The sequence below is a fragment of the Streptomyces sp. NPDC037271 genome (assembly GCF_055603605.1).
In genome coordinates this window covers 17683-36794 of the sequence record NZ_JBVJVN010000029.1, presented here as the reverse complement: position 1 = coordinate 36794, position 19112 = coordinate 17683, and the positions used below count along the sequence as shown (strand labels likewise).

17 protein-coding genes are annotated in these 19112 nt (G+C 73.4%); 10 read left to right on the top strand and 7 right to left on the bottom strand.

Going from position 1 to position 19112, the window contains the following annotated elements; translation table 11 throughout:
• Position 1 precedes the first annotated feature (1 nt).
• The 3 genes from ligD to ACZ7G3_RS31930 form a co-directional block, all read right to left on the bottom strand.
• On the bottom strand, positions 2-1027 hold the full coding sequence (ligD, locus tag ACZ7G3_RS31940; protein WP_470929832.1) for a non-homologous end-joining DNA ligase: 1026 nt from the start codon (positions 1025-1027) through the stop codon (positions 2-4).
• Between the two features lie 106 nt (positions 1028-1133).
• On the bottom strand, positions 1134-1508 hold the full coding sequence (locus ACZ7G3_RS31935; protein ID WP_426556653.1) for a hypothetical protein: 375 nt from the start codon (positions 1506-1508) through the stop codon (positions 1134-1136).
• A 63-nt stretch (positions 1509-1571) separates the two neighbouring features.
• On the bottom strand, positions 1572-3272 hold the full coding sequence (locus ACZ7G3_RS31930; RefSeq protein ID WP_470929831.1) for a TlrC/CarA/OleB/SrmB family ABC-F type ribosomal protection protein: 1701 nt from the start codon (positions 3270-3272) through the stop codon (positions 1572-1574).
• A 259-nt stretch (positions 3273-3531) separates the two neighbouring features.
• Between ACZ7G3_RS31930 and ACZ7G3_RS31925 the strand changes: the two genes are divergently transcribed.
• Positions 3532-4599: an ATP-dependent DNA ligase gene (locus ACZ7G3_RS31925; protein WP_426597318.1), complete on the top strand. Its 1068-nt coding sequence runs from the start codon at positions 3532-3534 to the stop codon at positions 4597-4599.
• A 16-nt stretch (positions 4600-4615) separates the two neighbouring features.
• Here the strand turns inward: ACZ7G3_RS31925 and ACZ7G3_RS31920 are convergent, their stop codons facing one another.
• Positions 4616-5806 (bottom strand): zinc-dependent alcohol dehydrogenase, encoded by a 1191-nt coding sequence (locus ACZ7G3_RS31920; RefSeq protein ID WP_426597319.1) that lies wholly within the window; start codon positions 5804-5806, stop codon positions 4616-4618.
• Between the two features lie 209 nt (positions 5807-6015).
• Here ACZ7G3_RS31920 and ACZ7G3_RS31915 point away from each other — a divergent pair, with 209 nt between their 5' ends.
• A complete protein-coding gene (locus ACZ7G3_RS31915; RefSeq protein ID WP_470929828.1) occupies positions 6016-6999 on the top strand; it encodes a DUF3048 domain-containing protein in 984 nt (327 codons plus the stop codon).
• On the opposite strand, the gene ACZ7G3_RS31910 is transcribed toward ACZ7G3_RS31915, so the two are convergent.
• The gene (locus ACZ7G3_RS31910; protein WP_470929826.1) at positions 7000-7467 is read right to left on the bottom strand and encodes a MarR family winged helix-turn-helix transcriptional regulator; all 468 of its coding nucleotides are present in this window, start codon (positions 7465-7467) and stop codon (positions 7000-7002) included. It lies immediately after the preceding gene.
• A gap of 230 nt (positions 7468-7697) precedes the next feature.
• Between ACZ7G3_RS31910 and ACZ7G3_RS31905 the strand changes: the two genes are divergently transcribed.
• Genes ACZ7G3_RS31905 through pcaDC form a run of 7 tightly spaced genes read left to right on the top strand, consistent with a single transcriptional unit; the run spans position 7698 to position 14160 of the window.
• Positions 7698-8453 (top strand): CoA transferase subunit A, encoded by a 756-nt coding sequence (locus tag ACZ7G3_RS31905; protein ID WP_470929824.1) that lies wholly within the window; start codon positions 7698-7700, stop codon positions 8451-8453.
• Positions 8453-9097: a CoA transferase subunit B gene (locus ACZ7G3_RS31900; protein ID WP_470929822.1), complete on the top strand. Its 645-nt coding sequence runs from the start codon at positions 8453-8455 to the stop codon at positions 9095-9097. The genes ACZ7G3_RS31905 and ACZ7G3_RS31900 overlap by 1 nt, the downstream gene beginning before the upstream one ends.
• A complete protein-coding gene (locus tag ACZ7G3_RS31895; protein WP_470929820.1) occupies positions 9094-10296 on the top strand; it encodes a thiolase family protein in 1203 nt (400 codons plus the stop codon). Before ACZ7G3_RS31900 ends, ACZ7G3_RS31895 begins: the two co-directional genes overlap by 4 nt.
• Positions 10297-10319: 23 nt before the next feature.
• Complete coding sequence (gene pcaH, locus ACZ7G3_RS31890) at positions 10320-11093, top strand: protocatechuate 3,4-dioxygenase subunit beta (protein WP_426597325.1); 774 nt, start codon at positions 10320-10322, stop codon at positions 11091-11093.
• A 6-nt stretch (positions 11094-11099) separates the two neighbouring features.
• Entirely contained in the window at positions 11100-11705 is a 606-nt protein-coding gene (pcaG, locus tag ACZ7G3_RS31885; protein WP_426597326.1) for a protocatechuate 3,4-dioxygenase subunit alpha, read from the top strand.
• Positions 11702-13042, top strand: a complete 1341-nt coding sequence (gene pcaB, locus ACZ7G3_RS31880) for a 3-carboxy-cis,cis-muconate cycloisomerase (protein ID WP_470929818.1) — start codon at positions 11702-11704, stop codon at positions 13040-13042. Before pcaG ends, pcaB begins: the two co-directional genes overlap by 4 nt.
• A 2-nt stretch (positions 13043-13044) precedes the next feature.
• On the top strand, positions 13045-14160 hold the full coding sequence (pcaDC, locus tag ACZ7G3_RS31875; RefSeq protein ID WP_470929916.1) for a bifunctional 3-oxoadipate enol-lactonase/4-carboxymuconolactone decarboxylase PcaDC: 1116 nt from the start codon (positions 13045-13047) through the stop codon (positions 14158-14160).
• A gap of 39 nt (positions 14161-14199) precedes the next feature.
• Here pcaDC and ACZ7G3_RS31870 read toward each other — a convergent pair whose 3' ends face one another.
• A complete protein-coding gene (locus ACZ7G3_RS31870; RefSeq protein WP_470929816.1) occupies positions 14200-16872 on the bottom strand; it encodes an ATP-binding protein in 2673 nt (890 codons plus the stop codon).
• A gap of 264 nt (positions 16873-17136) precedes the next feature.
• On the opposite strand from ACZ7G3_RS31870, the gene ACZ7G3_RS31865 reads away from it, so the two are divergent.
• A complete protein-coding gene (locus tag ACZ7G3_RS31865; protein ID WP_470929814.1) occupies positions 17137-18177 on the top strand; it encodes a DUF2510 domain-containing protein in 1041 nt (346 codons plus the stop codon).
• Positions 18178-18322: 145 nt separating this feature from the next.
• Here ACZ7G3_RS31865 and ACZ7G3_RS31860 read toward each other — a convergent pair whose 3' ends face one another.
• Entirely contained in the window at positions 18323-18937 is a 615-nt protein-coding gene (locus ACZ7G3_RS31860) for a TetR/AcrR family transcriptional regulator (RefSeq protein ID WP_426597330.1), read from the bottom strand.
• Positions 18938-19112 lie beyond the last annotated feature (175 nt).

Sequence of the window (19112 nt, the reverse complement as noted above, 5' to 3'; positions counted from 1 at the left end):
GTCAGCTCTTCTGAGGGCGCGGCTTCTTCGCGCGGCTCGGCTGTACCCGGCTGGGTTCCCCCGGCATCTTCGGATACTCGGGCGGGTACGGCAGATCACCGAGCCCGTGGTCGTGCTCGTCCTTCGTCGCCAGCTCCAGCAGGGCGTCGAGGGAGTGGGAACGGTCGTCCATGCCCGCGTGCACGTCGCCGAGTTCGGCGAAGCGCGCGGGCATGGTCGTGATGTCGAAGTCCTGCGGATGGGCGACGCCCACCTCCTCCCAGGTCAGCGGCGCGGAGACCGGTGCGCCCGGGCGGGGGCGCACCGAGTAGGCGGAGGCGATGGTGCGGTCCCGGGCGGTCTGGTTGTAGTCGATGAAGATGCGCTCGCCGCGCTCCTCCTTCCACCACTTGATGGTCACCTGGTCGGGCATCCGGCGTTCCATCTCGCGGCCGACGGCGATGGCGGCGCGCCGCACCTGGGTGAAGGTCCAGCGCGGCTCGATCGGCACGAAGACGTGGATGCCGCGTCCGCCGGAGGTCTTGGGCCAGCCGCGCAGCCCGCCGAACTCCTCCAGTACGGCACGGAGTTCGTGGGCGGCGCGGGCGGCGTCGTCGTAGTCGGTGCCGGGCTGCGGGTCGAGGTCGATGCGCAGCTCGTCGGGGTGGTCGACGTCGTCGCGACGCACCGGCCAGGGGTGGAAGGTGAGGGTGCCGTACTGGGCGGCCCACAGGACCGCCGCCTCCTCGGTGGGGCACATCTCGTCGGCGCTGCGACCGCTGGGGAAGGTGATGTGCGCGGTGGGGATCCAGTCGGGCATGCCCTTGGGGGCGCGCTTCTGGTAGAACCACTCGCCGGTGACGCCGTCGGGGTAGCGCTGGAGTGTGGTGGGCCGGTCGCGCAGGGCGCGCAGGATGCCGGGGGCGACGGCCTGGTAGTACCGGGCCACGTCGAGCTTGGTGTAGCCGTGCTCCGGGAAGAAGACCTTGCCCGGGCTGGACAGCCGCACGGTCCGTCCGCCCGCTTCCAGTTCCACCGCTTCCGCCATGCGAGCCACGGTAGGCGCACCGCGGGGACCTCGCACATCAGGCGACGGCTCACCCGGACCTTCATTCGAACCCGCGTTCCCGGGCGTCTCCGTGTGCCCGGAGCGGTCACCAGCACTCGCCCGGCTTGACCACCCAGGTCCACGACCCGCACGGATCGACCGCCATGTGCGGGTCGATGTCCTTCGGCGGGCCGTCGTTGACGCGTTTCTGCTTCAGGTACCTGGCGCGTATCTCCGCCGTCGGCAGTCGCTCCCATCCTTCGGGCAGGCGCAGCCCCGCACGCGCGAGCTCCGCCCTCCACGCCTCGACCGTCTCCTGACGGCTGCGGGGCACCGGGCCCGGCGCCTCGGGTGAGCCGACCGTGACGCCCGGCGGACCGGTGAGGTCGCCCGTCGCGGCCACCATCGCGGTCACGCAGGCGCCGGTGACGGCGACGGCCGCGGTGACCACCACGGCCGCCCTGGCGGAACTCCCCGGCACGCGCGCCCTCCCTCCGTCACACCTCCTCCCACGGTCCCATGCCGCCACGCCACGCCGCCATCTCTACTCGTCCAGGCTGCCGTTGCTCATCCGGACCCGGCGGCCGGTGAAGCGCCGGGCGACCATGCGGTCGTGCGAGACCATCACCAGCGCGCCCCGGTAGTGGTGCAGGGCTTCCTCGAAGTCCTCCACCAGCGCGGGCGAGAGGTGGTTCGTCGGCTCGTCCAGCAGCAGCAGGTCCACCGGGTCCCGCAGCAGACGGGCCAGCGCCAGCCGGCGCAGCTGCCCCGTGGACAGGTCACCGACCGCCGTCGTCAGGTCGGACGGCCGGAACAGACCGAACCCGAGGAGGGCGCCGCGGTGTTCCTCGGCGACGCCGGGCAGTCCGGCGGCGAACGCGGCCAGCAGGGTCCGCCGCGGATCGGTGATCGCGGTCTCCTGGGGCAGCCATCCGACGCGGTCCGGGCGCGTGCACGTGCCCCGGTCGGGGTCCAGGTCACCGGCGAGGACCCGCAGCAGCGTGCTCTTGCCGGCGCCGTTCGCCCCGGTGACCAGGACGCGCTCGCCGGGTTCGACCGTGAAGCCGGGTACGTCGAGCCGGTCGCCCACCGCGACCCGGTGGAGGTCGGCGACCGCCCCCTTGCGGTCGCTCTCGCCGCCCGCGACCCGGGCGTCGAAGCGCAGGGGCTCCGGCGGCCGCGGCACCGGGTTCTCCTCCAGTCTCCGTACCCGCTCCTTCGCCTGCCGGACGCGCGCGGAGATCTGCTTCTCCACGCTGCGCTGGTGGCGCTGGTTGTCGCGGTCGGCGTTGGCCCGGCGCCGGGGGCCGGCGGCCATGGTGTCGGCGGCACGGCGGGCCAGGGCGCGCTGCTCCGCCAACTCCCGTTGCCAGTCGGCGTGCTCCTGCTCCCAGCGACGCCGGGCGGCCGCCTTGGCCCGGAGGTATCCCGCGTACCCGCCGCCGTGCCGGTGGACGGTGCGGCGTTCGCCGTCCACCTCCCACAGGGCGGTGGCGACGCGTTCCAGGAAGACGCGGTCGTGGGAGACCGCCAGCACGCTGCCGCGTTGGGAGCGCAGGTGCTCCTCCAGCCACTGGACGGCCGGGACGTCGAGGTGGTTGGTGGGCTCGTCGAGCAGCAGCAGCTGTGGTGCGGCCGCCAGCAGACAGGCCAGGTTGAGGCGGGCCTGCTCGCCGCCGGAGAGGCTGCCCAGCCGCCGGCCGGGCGCGATGCGCTGAAGGCCCAGTCCGTGCATGGCGGCTTCGACGCGGGCATCGGCCGCGTAGCCGTCCCGCGCCTCGAACGCCTCCAGCAGCTCCCCGTACGAGGCGAGCAGGCCGTCGAGTTCGCCGGGCCCGGCCTCCGCCAGCGCCTGCTCGGCCCGGCGCAGGGCGCGTTCCAGGGTGCGCAGGTCGGCGAGGGCGTGGTCGACGGCGTCCTGGACGGTGTCGTCCGGGGGGAGGTCGGGGGTCTGCGGCAGGTACCCGGCGCCGCCCGGGGCGTGGACGCGGATCCGGCCCGCGTCCGGCCGGTCGAGACCGGCCAGCAGGCGCAGCAGGGTCGACTTGCCCGTGCCGTTCTCGCCGATGACGCCGATGCGCTCGCCGAGCGCCACCGACTGGTGAACGCCGTCCAGCAGCGGCCGGCCTCCGGGCGCGCGGACGACGTCGTCCAGGACGACCTGGAAGGAGCCGGAGCCGGAGTCCGAGCCGGTACCGGACGAGGTGGTTGGGCAGGTGGTGGTGCCAGAAGTGGGCTGAGACATGCGTGATCCGCCATATCGGAAGGCGTGGACAGTGACCGATACGGAGGGAGGGGTCATCGGCGCGCGACGGAGCGGCGTGGGTGAAGGCCGTGCTACAGCCGAACCCGGGGACCCTGACGGGCGGCCGGAATCACACCGCGTACGCGCGGCGGCATCGGCGCCCGGTCTCCCGGGGCGGTATCAGATGTAGAAGTAGTAGAACCTGATCACCCCACAAGCCTAACAGGCGAGGCCTGCGGACCGCTCATACAGTCGGACCATGGATCTGCCCGTCATGCCGCCCGTGAAGCCGATGCTCGCCAAGTCCGTGGCGAAGATCCCGCCGGGCATGCACTACGAGGCCAAGTGGGACGGGTTCCGGTCGATCGTGTTCCGCGACGGCGCCGAGGTCGAGCTCGGGAGCCGTACGGGTAAGCCGTTGACCAGGTACTTCCCGGAGCTGGTGGAGGCGGTGCGGGAGCGGTTGCCCGAGCGGTGCGTGGTGGACGGGGAGATCGTGATCGCCCGGGAGGGGCATCTGGACTTCGACGCGCTCACCGAGCGGATCCATCCGGCGGACTCCCGGGTGCGCACGCTGGCCGAGCGGACGCCGGCCTCACTGGTGGTCTTCGACCTGCTGGCCCTGGACGACGAGTCGCTGCTCGACGTGGGGCTCGCCGACCGGCGGGCGGCGCTCGTGGGGGCACTGTCCGGGGTCACGGCCCCGGTGCACGTGGCACCGGCGACGGACGACATCGAGGTGGCGCGGAGGTGGTTCGAGCAGTACGAGGGGGCGGGGCTCGACGGCGTCGTCGCCAAGCCGCTCGATCTCCGCTACCGCCAGGACGAGCGGGCCATGTACAAGATCAAGCACGAGCGCACGGCGGACGTGGTGGTCGCCGGTTACCGTCTCCACAAGAGCGGCCCCGTCGTCGGCTCCCTCCTGCTCGGCCTCTACGACGACCGGGGCGTCCTCCAGCACGTGGGCGTGAGCGCGGCCTTCACCATGAAGCGGCGCGCGGAGCTGGTGGAGGAGCTGGCACCGCTGCGCATGGACGACGTCCGGGGCCATCCGTGGGCGGCCTGGGCCGAGGAGTCGGCGCACGAGTCGGCCCGGCTGCCGGGCGCCCCCAGCCGCTGGTCGGGGAAGAAGGACCTGTCCTGGGTGCCGCTGCGGCCGGAACGGGTCGTCGAGGTGGCGTACGACCACATGGAGAACGGGGCGCGTTTCAGGCACACGGCCCGCTTCCGCCGGTGGCGCCCGGACCGGACGCCGGAGAGCTGCACCTACGCCCAGCTGGAGGAGCCGGTCCGCTACGACCTGGCGGAGATCCTCGGCGGTCCCTGAGGGCGCCCCGGGGGCCTCACGGCTTCAGCAGCACCTTGACCGCGCCGTCCTGCTTCTTCTGGAACATCTCGTACGCGTGCGGTGCGTCCGTCAGCGGCACCCGGTGGGTGGCGAAGTCGTCGACGCCGAGCGGGTCCTCGTCCGTCAGGTAGGGGATGATCTCGTCGCTCCAGCGGCGTACGTTCGCCTGCCCCATCCGCAGCTGGATCTGCTTGTCGAACAGGGTGAGCATCGGCATCGGGTCGGCCATGCCGCCGTACACGCCGGACAACGAGATCGTGCCGCCTCGGCGCACCAGCTCGATGGCGGTGTACAGGGCGGCGAGCCGGTCGACGCTGAACCGCTCCGCCAGCGGGCCGCCCACGGCCCGGGGCATCACCGCGGCGGTCGACTGGACCAGCTTGGCGACGACGCCGCCGTGCGCCTCGGTGCCGACCGCGTCGATCACGGCGTCGGGACCGCGGCCCTCGGTCTCGTCCTGGATCGCCGCGACCAGCTCCTTCTCGCTGTCGAAGGACCGCAGGTCGTACGTCTCCACGCCCCGCTCACGGGCCCGCCGCAGCCGTTCCGGCACGAGGTCCACGCCGAACACCCTTCCGACCCCCTTGGCCCGGGCGATCCGGCAGGCCATGTCGCCGATCGGGCCGAGGCCGAGCACGGCGACGCTGCCGCCCCGCGGGACGGCGGCGTACTCGACCGCCTGCCAGGCGGTGGGGAGGACGTCCGAGAGGTAGACGAAGCGGTCGTCGGCCGGACCCTCCGGAACCTTGATCGGGCCGTACTGGGCCTGCGGCACGCGCAGGTACTCGGCCTGGCCGCCGGGGACGGCGCCGTACAGGCGGGTGTAGCCGAACAGCGGGGCGCCCATGCCCTCGCCGGTGACCTGGGTGGTCTCGCACTGGGTCGGCAGTCCGGTGCCGCACATGAAGCAGTGCCCGCACGCGATCTGGAACGGCACCACGACCCGGTCGCCGGGCCGCAGTCCGGTCACCTCGGGGCCGACCTCCTCCACGATGCCCATGGGCTCGTGGCCCAGGATGTCGCCCGGTGTCATGAACGGCGTCAGCACCTCGTAGAGGTGCAGGTCGGAGCCGCACAGCCCGGAGGACGTGACGCGGATGACCGCGTCCGTCGGCTCCTGGACCTTCGGATCGGGTACGTCCTCCACCCGTACGTCCCGCTTGCCCTGCCACGTCACTGCCTTCATGGCCTCGCACTCCCTCCGTCGCCGTGCGCATCGCTGCTGCGTGGCGGCCGGGTACCCGAGGCGCCCTCCACCGAACCGCCGCCGGTTTCGTCCCAACAGCGGATTATGTGCCGCGTTCGGCGTGCCGTATCAGATTCGGTCAGGTATGGCGCTGAATGCTTCGAAAAGTACAAAATCAATGACATGGGATGGGTGGACGGGTGGTCGGAATGCGACGAAGGACGCACGCGTGGCGCGGCGGGGCGCTACTGACCGCGGCGGTGGCGGTCTCGCTGGCGGCGGGCTGCGCGGCCGGGCCGGGGACGGTCGAGGAGGACGGACAGGCACCGCGCCCGAAACGCTCGCACAGTGCGGCGGGCAGCCCGGCCCCGGTACTCGCCGTGAAGGTCGACAACGTGCCGGCGGCCCGTCCGCAGACGGGCCTGGAAGCCGCGGACGTGGTCTACGTGGAACCGGTGGAGGGCGGACTGAGCCGCCTGATGGCGGTCTACGCGACCGAACTTCCCGAGTCGGTCGGACCGGTGCGCAGCGCCCGCGAGTCCGACCTGGAACTGCTGCGCCAGTTCGACCGGCCGACGCTGGCGTTCTCCGGTGCGCAGCGGAGACTGCTGCCGCTCATCGACGAGGCGCCCCTGCGCGCCGAGCCCCCGGGGCGAGGAGAGGCGTCCGGCGCCTACGTCCGCGACGACGACCGGCCCGCCCCGCACAATCTCTATCTGCGGCCGAGGCGGCTGCAGCCGTCACCCGCGGGCGCCGACGACCTGACCACGGGTTTCCGCTACGGAGCGGCCCCCGAGGGCGGCGAGGCGAAGTCCTCGCGCACGGTGCGCTACCCGTCGGCGTCCTTCACCTTCACCTGGTCCGAGAGCCGCGACCGCTGGCTGGTCTCCATGGACGGCGCCCCGGCCCGGACGGCCGACGGCGGGCGTCTCGCGCCGTCGACGGTCGTCGTGCAGCACGTGAACGTACGCGAGTCGGACTTCCACGACGTCCGGGGCAGCAACTCGCCGTACGTCGAGTCGGTGGGCTCCGGGCGGGCGGAGGTGCTGCGCGACGGGCGCGCGTACGGGGCGGCCTGGAAACGCGGCGCGGCCGCGGACGGAACGTCCTTCACCGCCGAGGACGGCACTCCGCTGGACTTCGCCGAGGGCCAGGTGTGGGTGGTGTTCGCCGATACGGCGAAGCGGCCCTGATCAGCTCGGTACCGCCGCGGGCTCCGCCGGGTTGCGGAGCCCTTCGGCGGCGTCCGCGACCCGCCGGACGAGGTCGAAGAACACGGCCTGCTCGTCGGCGGAGAGCGGGGCCAGGAAGACCTGGTTCATCCGGGCCGTACGCACCGCGAGCTTGCGGTGGACGCGCAGGCCGTCGTCGGTCAGGCGCAGCAGGAAGCGGCGGCCGTCCTGCGGGTCGCGGACCTTGTCCAGCAGTCCGCGGCGGCCGAGCCGGCTGATCACCTCGGCGATGGTGGACCGGTCCAGCCCCACCCTTTCCCCCACGGTTCGCTGGTCCAGGCGGTCCGGCTCGCTGACGAGCGCGTTGAGGACCGCGAACTGCGGCGAGGTGACCTCCTCCGAGACCATCGTGTTCCACAGCAGGTGGTGCGCCTGCTGCAGCCGCCGGGCCAGATGCCCGGGATGGGTGGTCAGGTCGACCGCGGCCATGTGCGCTCCTGTGGTCATTTTCGTCGGTGCACTGACGATACATCGGACGGGCGGATACTGCCCGATGTCACATCAGGCGAGCCACCAGGCCTTTTGAGAGGTATTGACGCCCTGACAGTCCGGTGGCAGCGTGTGGGAAACCTCGCTGAAATACTCAGTGCCCTGATTAATTCGCCGATTCGCCGATCGGTCCGCGATCCGGGGCGCTTGGAAGAGATGGGGCTTCTCGGATGGACAAGGTGGTGGCCACAGCCGCCGAGGCGGTGGCCGACGTGCCGGAGGGCGCGTCGCTCGCGGTGGGCGGCTTCGGGCTGAGCGGTGTACCGAACGTACTGATCCAGGCGCTGCACGAGCGTGGGACCGGCGGCTTGTCGGTGGTCTCCAACAACTGCGGGGCGATGGACTCGGGGCTGGCGGTGCTGCTGGCCGCGGGGCGGATCGCCCGGGTGACCGGGTCCTACGTCGGGGCGAACAAGGAGTTCGCGCGGCAGTACCTGGGCGGTGAGCTGGAGGTGGAGCTGATCCCGCAGGGCACGCTGGCCGAGCGGCTGCGGGCCGGCGGGGCGGGGATTCCCGCCTTCTACACACCGGCGGGGGTGGGCACGCAGGTCGCCGAGGGCGGGCTGCCGTGGCGCTACGACGGCTCCGGCGGGGTCGCGCTGGCGTCGCCGCCGAAGGAGGTCCGCGAGTTCGACGGGACGGAGTACGTGCTGGAGCGCGGGATCCGCACCGACTTCGCGCTGGTGCGGGCGGCGAGGGGGGACCGGCACGGGAACCTGGTGTTCGCCAAGTCGTCCCGGAACTTCAACCCGCCGGTGGCGATGGCCGGGCGGGTGACGGTCGCCGAGGTGGAGGAGCTGGTCGAGCCCGGGGAGATCGACCCGGACGCGGTGCACCTGCCGGGGATCTTCGTGCAGCGGGTGGTGGCGCTCACGGCCGAACAGGCCGCGGACAAGAGGATCGAGCGGCGGACGGTGAGTTCCTGATGGCCTGGACGCGTGAACAGATGGCCGCGCGAGCGGCCCGGGAACTGCGGGACGGACAGTACGTCAACCTCGGCATCGGTCTGCCGACGCTCATCCCGAACCACCTCCCGCAGGGCGTGGAGGTGACCCTGGAGTCCGAGAACGGAATCCTGGGCACCGGCCGGTACCCGACCGAGGCCGAGGTGGACCCCGACCTGATCAACGCCGGCAAGGAGACGGTGACGGTCCTGCCGGGCGCCTCCTTCTTCGACTCGGCGCTGTCCTTCGGCATGATCCGCGGCGGGCACATCGACGTCGCCGTGCTGGGGGCCATGCAGGTCTCGGCCGCCGGCGACCTGGCGAACTGGGCCGTCCCGGGCAAGATGATCACGGGGATCGGCGGCGCGATGGACCTCGTCCACGGTGCCCGCACCGTGATCGTGGTGATGACCCACACCGCCAAGGACGGCTCGCCCAAGATCGTGCGGGAGTGCACGCTGCCGCTCACGGGCAAGGCGTGTGTGAACCGGGTCATCACCGACCTCGGTGTCCTCGACGTCGGCGACGACGGCCTGGTCCTGGTCGAGACCGCACCGGGCGTGGGCGTCGACGAGATCGTCGCCGGGACCGACGCCGAACTCGTCATCGCGGAGGACCTGACATGAAGGACGTCTACATCGTCGACGCGGTACGTACCCCGTTCGGCAAGTACAACGGCTCCCTGGCGGGTGTACGCCCCGACGACCTGGCCGCACACGCGATCCGTGAACTCCTCGCCCGCACCCCCGGCCTGGACCCCTCCCGGATCGACGACGTGTACCTCGGCAACGCCAACGGCGCCGGTGAGGAGAACCGCAACGTCGCCCGCATGGCGGGACTGCTGGCCGGCCTGCCCACCACCGTCCCCGGCGTGACCGTGAACCGGCTGTGCGCCTCCGGTCTCGAAGCGGTGATCCAGGCCGCCCGTGCCATCGCCGTCGGCGACGCCCACATCGCCCTCGCAGGCGGCGTGGAGTCGATGACCCGGGCGCCGTACGTGCTGCCCAAGTCGGACCGGCCCTTCCCCGCCGGGCACACCGAGCTGTACTCCACCACCCTGGGCTGGCGCATGGTCAACCCGCGGATGGACCCGCAGTGGACCATCCCGCTCGGGGAGTCGGCGGAGCTGATCGCCGACAAGCACGAGATCTCCCGCGAGCAGCAGGACGAGTACGCCCTCGCCTCCCACCACAAGGCGGCGCGGGCACAGGCGGACGGCCTCTTCGACACCGAGCTCGCGCCCGTACCCGTGCCGCGGCGCAAGGGCGACCCCGTCGACTTCGCCGCCGACGAGTGCGTACGCCCGACCGCCTCCCTGGAGGCGATGGCCAAGCTCAGGCCGTCCTTCCGCACCACCGACGGGACCGTGACCGCCGGGAACGCCTCGCCGCTCAACGACGGCGCGGCGGCCCTCCTCCTCGTCGACGAGGAGGGTCTGAAGGCCACCGGCCGCGAGCCGCTCGCCCGCGTCCGGGCCACCGGTGTCTCGGCGACCGACCCGCACTACTTCGGCCTCGCCCCCGTCGAAGCCGTGAACCGCGCCCTCGCCAAGGCCGGCCGGACCTTCGCCGACCTCGACGTCCTCGAGCTCAACGAGGCCTTCGCCGCCCAGGTGCTGGGCTGTGTCGCCGAGTGGCCCGAGTTCGACCCCGCGATCCTCAACCCCCGGGGCGGCGCCATCGCGCTGGGCCACCCGCTGGGCGCCTCCGGTGCCCGCCTCGCCGGCACCGTCGCCCACCAGCTCGCCCGCAAGGGCGGCGGCACCGGCGTCGCCACCCTCTGCATCGGCGTCGGCCAGGGCCTCGCCCTCGTCCTCGACCGCTAGTCACGTCACCCACGGGAAACCCCATGACTCTCACCCAGCACGACATCGACGCGGAGATCGCGGCCGAGCACGCCGCGTACGAGAAGCGGGTCGCCGACGGCGCGCCCGTCGAGCACCACCCGCGCCGCGACTACGCCCCGTACCGCTCCTCGGTACTCCGCCACCCGAAGCAGCCGCCGATCGCCATCGACGTCACCAAGGACCCGGAACTGGTCGAGCTGTCCTCCCCCGCCTTCGGGGAGCGGGACATCACCGGGATCGACAACGACCTGACCCGGCAGCACAACGGAGAGCCGGTCGGCGAGCGCATCACCGTCTCCGGCCGCCTCCTCGACCGGAACGGCAGGCCCGTGCGCGGCCAGCTCGTCGAGATCTGGCAGGCGAACTCGGCCGGCCGCTACGCCCACCAGCGCGAGCAGCACGACGCCCCGCTGGACCCGAACTTCACCGGCGTGGGCCGCACCCTCTCCGACGACGACGGCTTCTACCGCTTCACCACCGTCCAGCCCGGCCCCTACCCGTGGCGCAACCACGTCAACGCCTGGCGCCCGGCCCACATCCACTTCTCGGTGTTCGGCTCGGCGTTCACGCAGCGGCTCGTGACGCAGATGTACTTCCCGAACGACCCGCTCTTCCCGTACGACCCGATCCTGCAGTCCGTGACGGACGACGCCGCCCGGCAGCGGCTCGTCGCGACGTACGACCACAGCCTGTCCGTGCCCGAGTTCTCGCTCGGCTACCACTGGGACATCGTGCTCGACGGCCCGAACGCCACCTGGATCGAAGAAGGACGCTGACCCGCCATGACGAAGATCGACACCAGCGGCCCGGAGAACGTGCTGCCCACGCCGTCGCACACGGTCGGCCCGTTCTACGGGTACGCGCTGCCCTTCCGCGGCGGCGAGGACATCGCGCCCGTCGGCCACCCGGACACGGTCACCGTGCACGGGTACGTGTACGACGGCGCGGGCGACCCGCTGCCGGACGCGCTCCTGGAGGTGTGGGGGCCCGACCCGGACGGCAACCTGCCGACGGCCGACGGCTCGATGCGGCGCGACCCCGCCTCCGGCGGGTTCCTCGGGCGCAACGGCGTGGAGTTCACCGGCTTCGGCCGCATCCAGACCGACGCGAACGGCCACTGGTACGTGCGTACGCTGCGGCCCGGGGCGCGCGGGCGGAGCGCGCCGTACGTCGGCGTGTGCGTGTTCGCGCGCGGGCTGCTCGTGCACCTGTTCACCCGGATCTACCTGCCGGGCGACGAGGCGGTGCTCGCCGCGGACCCGCTGCTGTCCCGGGTGGACGCGGAGCGCCGCGACACGCTGATCGCCGCGGACGAGGGCGACGGGACGTACCGTTTCGACATCCGCCTTCAGGGCGAGGGCGAGACGGTCTTCCTGGAGTTCCAGTGACATCAGCTCCCGAAGCTCTCGGCACGGGGGGCCTGCTCGCCCCCGGCTGGGCGGGCTCACCGGCCGCCGACGCCACCGACGACCACGCCTGTCTGCGTGCGCTGCTCGACGCGGAGGCGGCGCTGACCCGCGCTCAGGCCGGGCTGGGCCTCGCCCCCGCCGAGGCGGCGGCCGCGGTGACCGACGCGGCGGACCCGGCCCGTTTCGACGTGCGCTCCCTGGCCGGACGCGCCCGCGGCGGCGGCAACCCGGTGATCCCGCTGGTGGCCGACCTGACGGAGGCGGTCGGCGAGGAGTACGGGCCGTACGTGCACCGGGGTGCGACCAGCCAGGACATCCTGGACACGGCGACGATGCTGGTCGCCGCCCGCACCCTGGACCTGCTGCTGCCCGACCTCGGCCGTACGGAGCGGGCGCTGGCGCGGCTGGCCGCCGAGCACCGGGACACGGCGATGCCGGGCCGGACGCTCACCCAGCACGCCGTGCCGACGACCTTCGGACTGAAGGCGGCCGGCTGGCGCACCCTGGTGCTCGACGCGCGGGACCGGATCGCCGCCGTACGCGACGCGCTGCCCGCCCAACTCGGCGGCGCGGCGGGCACCCTGGCCGCCTTCGGGGCGTACGGCGCGGCGGACCCGGCCGAGCTGCCGTCGGCGTACGCCCGTGAACTCGGGCTGCGGGCGCCCGTGCTGCCCTGGCACACGCTGCGCACCCCGGTCGCCGACCTGGCCGGCTGCCTCGCCTTCGCCGCCGGCGCGCTCGGGAAGATCGCCGCGGACGTGCTCGTCCTCTCCCGTACCGAGACCGCCGAGGTCGCCGAGGGCAGCGGCGGCGGCTCGTCGGCGATGCCGCACAAGGCCAATCCCGTACGGTCCACGCTGATCGCGGCGGCGGCCCGGCGCGCGCCGCAGCTCGCGGCCACGCTGTACGGCTCGCTGACCGCCGAGGACGAGCGGCCGGCCGGGGCCTGGCACGCCGAGTGGGAGCCGCTGCGGGACCTGCTGCGGCTGACCGGCGGCGCGGCCCGTGACGCCGCGGAGCTGGCCGAGGGGCTCCAGGTCCGCCCGGACGCGATGCGCGCGCACCTCGGCCTCACCCACGGGCTGATCGTGTCCGAACGGCTCTCCGCCGAACTGGCGCCGGTGCTCGGACGGGCCCGCGCCAAGGCGCTGCTCACCGAGCTGGCCCGGCGGACGTACACCGAGGACCGCGGTCTTGGCGAACTGCTCGCCGAGGTGCCCGAGTTGTCCGGCCTTGGTCTCGGCTCCCTGACCGACCCCGCCCGTTACACCGGCTCCGCCGGAGCCCTGACCGACCGTGCTCTGGAGCGACGTTGACCATGCTCAACCACCTGTCCGAAGGCCCCGCCTCCGCTCCCCCGCTGCTGCTCGGGCCCTCGCTGGGCACCTCGTACGCGCTGTGGGACGAGGTGGCGCCCGAGCTGTCCATCGCGCACCGGGTGATCCGCTGGGATCTGCCGGGGCACGGAGGTTCGGCGGCGGAGCTCATCGGGCCGGGCGCCACCGTCGGCGACCTCGCCGGCCTGGTCCTCGCGCTCGCCGACTCGCTCGGGGTGGAACGGTTCGCCTACGCGGGCGTGTCACTGGGCGGCGCGGTGGGACTGCATCTGGCCGTGCACCACCCGGAGCGGGTGTCGTCGCTGGCCGTCGTCTGCTCGTCGGCGCACTTCAACGGTGCGCGGGCGTGGGAGGAGCGGGCCGCGACGGTGCGCGCGGAGGGGCTGGCGAAGCTCGCTCGGAGCGCGGACGACCGGTGGTTCACGCCCGGGTTCACCGTGCCGGCGCTGGTGCGGGACCACCGGGACGCCGATCCGGGGGCGTACGCCGCCTGCTGTGACGCGCTGGCCGCCTTCGACCTGCGGGACCGGCTCGGCGAGATCACGGCGCCGACGCTGCTGATCGCGGGCCGCGAGGACCCGGCGACACCGCCCGCGCATCTGCGGGAGATCGCCGACGCGGTGCCGGGCGCGACGCTGACCGAACTGCCGGGGGCCTCGCACCTGGCGCCGGCGGAGCGTCCCGAGGCGGTGCTGACCGCGCTGCGGGCGCACTTCGACGGCGGCGCCGGGCGGGGCATGGCGGTGCGGCGCGAGGTGCTCGGCGACGCGCACGTGGACCGGGCGCAGGGGCGGCAGACCCCGTTCACGGCCCGGTTCCAGGACTTCATCTCGCGCTACGCCTGGGGTGAGATCTGGACCGACGAGACCCTCTCGCGCCGCGAGCGCAGCATGGTCACGATGACGGCGCTGGTCGCCCACGGCCACTACGAGGAGCTGGCCATGCACGTACGGGCGGCGCGGCGCAACGGGCTGACGCCGGACGAGATCGGCGCGGTGCTGCTGCAGACGGCGGTGTACTGCGGGGTGCCCGCCGCGAACTCGGCGTTCGCGACGGCCCAGCGGGTGCTGGCCGAGGAGGACGGCGCCGGCGGCTGAGCCGCCGGCGTCCCCGTGGGCCGATACCGGCCCCTCGGCTCACGGGCCCGCCGCCAGTGCCTCGCGGGCCCTCGCCACCAGCCCGTCCGCGCCGCACGAGTCCGCCAGCGCCAGGCCGCGGCGCAGCTCGGCCGCCGAGCGGGCGGCGATGCCGTACTCCACGCGGGCGGCGGCGTGCTCGTACTGGCAGGGTGACGCCTCGAGATAGGTGACGGCCTGGGCGGCGAGCCGGACCGCGCGCTGACCGGTCTCCAGCGCGGCGGCGCAGCGCAGGGCCTCGCCTATGGCGGTGTCCGTGCCGAAGCGCTCGGCCTGGCGGCGGGCGTCGGAGGCCAGTCGGGCGGCGCGGGCGGGGTCTTCCGCGGCGAGGGCCCGGGCGAGCTCGGTCGCCCAGGGGGCCACCACCGGGTTGTCCCGCCCGCGAGCGGCCGCCGCCTTCTCGGCGGCCTCCAGTTCGTTGATGCCTTCCTTGGTGCGGCCGGTGGCGAGCAGCAGCCGCCCGCGTACGGAACGGGGCTCGGGCAGCACGATCGTGGCCGGGTACGGCGGGTCGAAGCCGTACTGGTCGGCGACGGACCGGGCCTCCTCGACATGGCCGCGGGCGAGCAGCGTGTCGATCAGGTTGCAGACCGCGGACCAGTACATCGGCAGGCCACGGCCGACGCGTTCCGCGACGCGCAGTGATTCGCGCAGGGTCGCCTCGGCCTCCTTGAGGCGGTCCCGCCTGCGATGGCCGAGCCCGACGTAGGTGTACGCGAGGGCGAGGTGGCCGCCGCTCCAGCCGGCGGTCTCGTAGGCGCGCAGGGCCTCGGTGAACAGTGCCTCGGCGCGGTCGAGCCGATCGGTGTAGGCGTAGCAGTTGGCCAGCATCATCGGCAGTTCCAGGCCCCACTCGTTGTCGGTCCAGCCGAGGCCGGGAGCGAGGCGGCCGTTGACGAGGGTGCGGTCGCACAGCTCGACGACCTCCTCGGCGTTCTCGCCGTGGGTCATCGCGTCGAATCCGCGCAGGATGAGCAGGGCGCGCTCGGTGTCGTCGCGCCCGGTGCAGGTCCGGGCGAGTTCGGCGAGGTGCGCGGAACGGCCGGGTGACGACGTCTCGCCGGGGTGGATGCCCTCCCACATGTACTGGACGGCCCGCATCCGCAGCCGGGCGGACGGGTCCGGGTTCCGGGCGGCCTCCGCCTCGACGGTGCGGACGGCCTCCTCCAGCTGGTTGTTGTGGAGCAGGGCCTCGGAGAGCCGGAACACGGCGTTGACGCGTTGGTCGCCGTCGAGGCCGGGCATGGCGAGGGCGGTGCGCAGGTGGCCGATGGTGGTGGCGGGCGCGGTGAGGAGGGTGGCGCAGCCCAGTTCGTAGAGGACGCGCGCGTGGACGTCGGGCAGCGGCGGTTCTCGCAGGGCGCGTTCCAGGCAGAGGCGGGCCGCGTCGGGCGCGCCGACGGCGAGGTGCTCGCGGGCGGCGTCGCGCAACTGGCCGACGACCTCCGGGTCGTCGTCGGGATGCACCCGGAGCAGGTGGCGGGAGGCGGCCGCGGCGCCGAGCCGGGAGTCGGTGACCAGCTGGGCCGCTATGCCGTGCATCGCCGTGCGCAGCGCGTCGGGGATGGAGTTGTAGACGGCGGTGGCGATCAGCGGGTGGACGAACTCCAGGTCGCCCGCGTCCGGTTGCCCGGCGGCGGGGTCGGGTGTGGAGAGGATGCGTGCGCCGCGCAGCAACTCGGCGCAGCGGGCTGCCTCGTCGCGGTCGAGGGTGGCGAGCCGGGCCACCATGTCGACGGTGATGCCGCTGCCGAGGATGGCGGCGGCCCAGGCGAACCGGGTCGATTCGACGCCGAGTTGCTCCAGGCGGGCGACGAGGCCGCCGCCCCGGGCGGAGCGGTTCAGGGCGCGCAGTTCGGAGGCCTCCGCCTCGACCGGTTCCAGTTCGCTGTCCTGGACCTTGGCGAGGAGTTCCACGGTCTCGTAGGGGTTGCCCCCGGTGACGGCCCACACCTCGCGGCAGAACGCGGCGTCGGCGTGGTCGCCCAGGGTGGAGCGGGTGAGGCCGGCCGTCGCGTCGGGGGTGAGGGCGTTCAGCGGGGCGAGGAGGCGGCCCACGGCGGTGGCCGCGTCCAGGTGGCGGGCGCTGTCGCCGCTGACGTCGCCGGGGCGGCGGGCGATCACGACCAGCACGGAGATCTCGTCGAGCCGTTCTGCGAACGCGGCGAGCCAGCGCAGGGTCTCCTGGTCGGCCCAGTGGGCGTCGTCGATCAGCAGGACCAGCGGCCACTCCCGGCGGGCGAGCCGGCGCACGGCTGCGACCAGGCCCTCGCACACGCCCTGCGGGTCGGCCTGCCGCTCCCCGGGGTCCGCGATACCGAGGGCGGGGCCCGCGATGTCGTACCAGTCGCCGAGGTACTCGCGCGCCTCCTCCGGGAGCATGGACACCAGGGCGGGCTGGAGCAGTTGGCGTACGACGTTGAAGGGGACGGACCTGAGGGTCTCGCCGCCGCGCGCCGACCAGACGGTGCAGCCCCGGGCCTCCGCGATCCGGCGGGTCTCGGCGAGCAGCGCGGTCTTGCCGAGTCCGGCCTCGCCCCGGGCCTCCAGGAGGCTGCCGGGGGACGTGCGGTCCGCGCACAGTGTGTCGACCGCCTGTGTGAGGGTGGCGACTTCCTCGTCGCGCTCCCAAAGGGCGGCCGAGGCGGCGGACCTCCGCCGTACCTCCGTCATCCCGCTACCTCCCCGAGTCGCCCGAATGACGTACAGACCTCGAGCCTAGCCGTCCGATCGCGCGCGTGGTGGGGTGTCGGGGCGGCAGTTGCCGCGACGGGTGACATGCGGTAAAGCGCGGACGACGCGCCGGGCCCGTCATCAGCGGCGGTACCGGGCGACGTCCGTCAACTCGTCGTGAACGGCGCCGGCACGGCGGGCGGCCCGGCGAGCCGGCGCGGGGCCTCTCATCACGCTTTCACCGACGCCTCATACGGTGGGCACATGACGCAGGTGACTCCCCCCGGGTGGTACCCGGACCCCGGACAGAAGAATGACGGTCCCACCACCGAACGCTGGTGGGACGGCAAGGCGTGGACGGACCAGGTCCGCCCCGCGGGGCCGGCCGCCGCGTGGGCGCCTCCTGCGCAGCCGCCCGGGCAACCGCCGGTACAGCCGCCGGCGCACGACGGCGTGCCCGCGTACGGTGCCGGGCCCGCACCGTACCCCGTGCACCCGGGCTATCCGGGGCTGCCCGTCCAGCCGCCGTCCGCCCGGCGGCACCGGCTGCGCACCGGCATAGCCGTCGCCGCCGCCGTGGCCGTGCTGGCCGGGATCGGTGTCGGCGTGTACGTGCTGGCCGACGACGGTTCGGGCGGCGACAGCGTGTCCTCGCAGGCGGACCGGCGCGGCCCCGGCGGCCAGGACGACCCCTTCGGCGACTCGGGCGGCGGCGAGGGCGGCGAGCCGTCCGCTCCCGGCTCCCCCGACGGGTCCGAACCGCCCACGATCGACAGCGGATCGGTGACGGACCCGGTCAGCGGGATCAGCCTGCCCATTCCGGACGGCTGGTCCGGACAGCGGTTGTCCGTGGGCGCGACGGTGACGTCGGACAACAGCTACCCGTGCCCGGGCGACACCTCCAAGACGTGCACCAAGGGCGGCGCCTACTCGGCTCCCGCGGTGGTGCTGGGCACGAAGGGCGGCACCGCCGAGGAGGTCGCGAAGGCCGACATCGAGGCGAACGCCGAGGAGTCCTACGGCGGCGAGTCCTACGGCGGGATCACCTCCCACGAGGAACTGGCGTCCGAGGCGGTCACGGTCGCCGGGCAGAAGGGCTATCTGGTCCGCTGGAAGGCGGTCACCGGCAAGGGTGCCGACGGCTACGTCGAATCGCTCGCCTTCCCGGCGCCCGCCGACCCCGAGCGCATCGTCGTCGTCCGGTTCGGCGTCGACGTCGGGGAGAACCAGTCCGTCATCGACGAGATCACCAAGGGCATCGAGGCGGACTCCTCCGGAGGCGGCGGCAACGGGCAGGACGTCTGACCGCCCCCGGACAGCAGTCGGCCGGGTGGGGCGCCCTTCCGCTCAGAGGGTGCCCCACCCGGCCGGTGGTGCGCGCCGCCCCCGTCCCCACGGTGCGGCGCGGGCAGGCCGCCGTCCAGTCATCCCACGGACGGCGGCCTGAGTCTCAGGGGAGGCCGAGCGCCGGCAGCACGACGGCCTCCACGAACCGGACGAGGTACGCGGCGTCGGCCTGTTCGCCCTCGACCACGGGCCGCATCCGCAGCATGCCGAACATCTGCGCGGGCACGTACTCCAGGGCCGGGTGGCCGGCGGGGACCTCTCCCCGGGCGACGCCGCGGTCGAGGATCTCCCTCAGCGCCGCGATCTCCGGCTCGACGAGCGCCTCGCGCAGCGCGCACTGGAGCTCCGGGTCCTGCATGACCGCGTGGCCGAGCGCCTGGAGCAGCCCGGTGTCCCTGGCCGCTCCCTCACCCGCGGCGCGGGCCGCCTGGCGCAGGTCCTCGGCGAGCGACCCGGTGTCGATGCCGACGAAGCGCACCCGGCGGTGGGAACGCAGCGCCGCGGCCACGAACTGCGGCTTGGTCTTCCACTGCCGGTAGAGCGTGGACTTGCTGCACCGGGTGCTGGCGGCGATGCCGTCCATGGTGACGGCGTCGTAGCCGCAGGACCGGATCTGTTCGAGCACGGCGTCGAAGAACTCCTGCTCACGCTCCGGCGTGATCTTGGAGCGGCGCGAGGCGCCGGCCGTGTCCGGTCGGTCCGCGGCCTGCGACGTCATCGGCTCTGCTCCTCACTCGGTTCCAGCGGCGGTACAGCGGCGCTCCAGCGGCCTGTACTCCAGTGTGTCGTATGTCTATCGATACGTCAGTGTACCGGTACATCAGCGTATCGGTACACTGACGTATCGGAACGAGGTCGTATCGATGAGAACCGTCACACGCCCCCGTACCCGT